We start from the raw sequence: 2,624 nt of genomic DNA on the forward strand, positions 1-2,624 counted from the left end.
ACCTGACCCAGGCCAACATCGACAAACTGGCCCAGCTTTTCCCGAACTGCGTCACCGAAGTGCGCGATGCCGCTGGCGTGGTGAAGCGCAGCATCGACTTTGACCAGTTACGCCAGGAGCTGTCCACGTCCATCGTGGAAGGCCCGCAAGAGCGTTACCAGCTCAATTGGCCCGGCAAGCGGGAGGCCTTGCTGACCGCCAATGCGCCTATCGCAAAAACGCTGCGACCCTGTCGTGCGGAGAGCGTGGACTTCGACACCACGCAGAACTTGTTCATCGAGGGGGACAACCTCGATGCGTTGAAGTTGTTGCAAGAGACCTATCTGAACAAGGTCAAGATGATTTACATCGATCCGCCGTACAACACGGGGAATGACTTTGTCTATGAGGACGATTTCGCGGAGGATTCCGCGTCATATTTTGAGCGATCCAACCAGAAGGACGAAGAGGGAAACCGGTTTGTTGCCAATACAGAGGCCAACGGGCGTTTCCATTCTGATTGGCTTTCGATGATGTACTCGCGCTTGAAGCTCGCTAGGAACCTACTTCGTGAAGACGGCGTGATTTTCATTTCAATCGACGATAACGAGGGAGCCAATCTGCAACGACTTTGCGGCGAGGTATTCGGCGATGGGAATTTCATTGCGCAGTTGGCCGTTCAATTGAATCCCAGAGGGCGGCATCTGGATAAGTTCATTGCAAAAACTCACGAATCGGTCATCATTTTTGGCAAAAATTGCGACTCTCCAACGACGATGACCGGAGTTGAAAAAGAAGGAAAGATGGTCGATGAGTACGACCGCGTTGATACCCTCGGAAAATATCGCTTGCTGGGTCTTCGAAATCGAAATCAAGCGTTCAATCCCACTACACGACCAAAGCTTTACTACCCTCTCTATGTCCGCCCAAAGGATGGAAAGGTGTCAACTCAGAGGACTGTTGAATTCAGTGATGAAGTATTTCCCGATGCCCCTGATGGCGTGAAGACATGTTGGACTTGGGGCACAAAGAAGGTTCTCGATGAGAATGACCTTCTAGTTGCCGAGAAGAGCGGTCAAGATTGGAGAATTTATCGCAAGGACTACCTAGTTGGGGCCGACGGTCAGACTGCCACCACCTTGCCTAAATCTCTTTGGACTGACAAAGAAATCACAAATGATTATGGTCGAAAGTCGGTCAAAGACTTATTTGGCAAGTCGGTTATGGATTTTCCGAAGTCGCCTGAGTTGCTACGAAAGTTGATCGCCAGCGGGACTAATTCGACAAGCATCGTGCTTGACTTTTTCGCAGGTTCATCAACGACTGCACATGCGGTGATGGCGCAAAACGCTGATGACGGTGGAAGGCGAGTCCACATCATGGTGCAGATGCCACAAGTATGCGATGAAGGCAGTGATGCTTCTAAGGCTGGCTTCAGAACCATTGCCGAATTGAGCAAGCAGCGTTTGCGATTAGCAGGTATTGCAATCAAGGAAGCTAACAGTGGGAAGCCTAGCGCCGAAGACCTCGATATTGGCTTCCGCGTCCTCAAAGTCGACAGCTCCAACATGAAGGAGGTGTTCTACACCCCCGACGCCGTGTCCCAAGACCTGCTGTCTGATCAGGTCAACAACATCCGCGAAGACCGCACGTCCGAAGACCTGCTTTTCCAGGTGCTGCTGGACTGGGGTGTGGACCTGGCGCTGCCCATCGCGCAGGAGACCATTGCCGGTAAGGTCGTGTACTTCGTCGATGGCAACGCGCTGGCCGCGTGCTTTGAAGAGGGTGTCAGCGAAGACTTCGTCAAGCTGCTGGCCAAGCGGGAGCCGTTGCGCGCCGTGTTCCGTGATTCTGGTTTTGCCAATGACAGTGTCAAGATCAACGTCGAACAAATCTTCAAGCTGATGTCTCCCGGCACCGAAGTCAAATGTCTTTGAAATTTGTCCCACGGGCTGTGGGACAAATGTGACCATCACCGTTTCATGAATGTGTTTTTATGACGAAAAAATTCAAAGCGCAAACTGTGTCAATCGCCAGCGGTGATGTTGAACTGTCTGTCCTGGTTCAGGCACTCAGCGTCACTCACCTGCAGTTGCAGGCTCAAGCTGCCCGCTCGGTGGACACCGCGCTGGTCGTACGCAATTGGCTTTTTGGCTGGCATATCGTGGAGTTTGAGCAGGGGGCAGCATCTCGGGTACAGGTGTATGGCAAGCAGTTGTTGGTGCGCTTGTCAGATGAGCTTGTCCGCCGTGGGCTAAAAGGCGTGTCGGTCACCAATTTGAAGCAATGTCGCTCGTTCTATCAGACGTATCCAGAGATTGGTCAGACACCGTCTGACCAATCTGCTATGCCACCCAATACGCAAAAGTTGGCGGAACACTTGTGTCTGGGCTGGTCGCATTACGTGGTGCTGCTGTCGGTCAGCAACGCACAGGCACGCAGTTTTTATGAGATTGAAGCGCAGCAAGGCAGTTGGGGGGTGCGTGAGTTAAAGCGGCAGATAGACAGTGGCTTGTTTGAACCTTGCCTATCCGGTTGATTGCCAATCATGCTTTCGGGTGAATCCATTTGCCACTGTAGAGCGTTTCGTAAGTGGGGGCTGAAGCATGCGAGGCGAGACCCAGCACCGAGTTGAACGCCGTCAT

2 protein-coding genes are annotated in these 2,624 nt (G+C 52.6%); both read left to right on the top strand.

Annotation, left to right across the window (positions count from 1 at the left end):
- A partial coding sequence (locus WAZ62_RS01505; protein WP_422623139.1) for a site-specific DNA-methyltransferase occupies positions 1–1,916 on the top strand: 1,916 nt, incomplete at its 5' end.
- Positions 1,917–1,975: 59 nt separating this feature from the next.
- Positions 1,976–2,518 carry a DUF1016 N-terminal domain-containing protein gene (locus WAZ62_RS01510; RefSeq protein ID WP_422641763.1) on the top strand — a complete coding sequence of 181 codons (543 nt, stop codon included), beginning with the start codon at positions 1,976–1,978 and terminating at the stop codon, positions 2,516–2,518.
- Positions 2,519–2,624 lie beyond the last annotated feature (106 nt).

Origin of the sequence: Zavarzinia sp. (assembly GCF_049306435.1) — a bacterium.
GTDB lineage: Bacteria > Pseudomonadota > Alphaproteobacteria > Zavarziniales > Zavarziniaceae > Zavarzinia.

Excerpts from the sequence above, each read along its gene's own strand:
- WAZ62_RS01510 (WP_422641763.1), top strand. The coding sequence starts at position 1,976 with ATGACGAAAAAATTCAAAGCGCAAACTGTGTCAATCGCCAGCGGTGAT.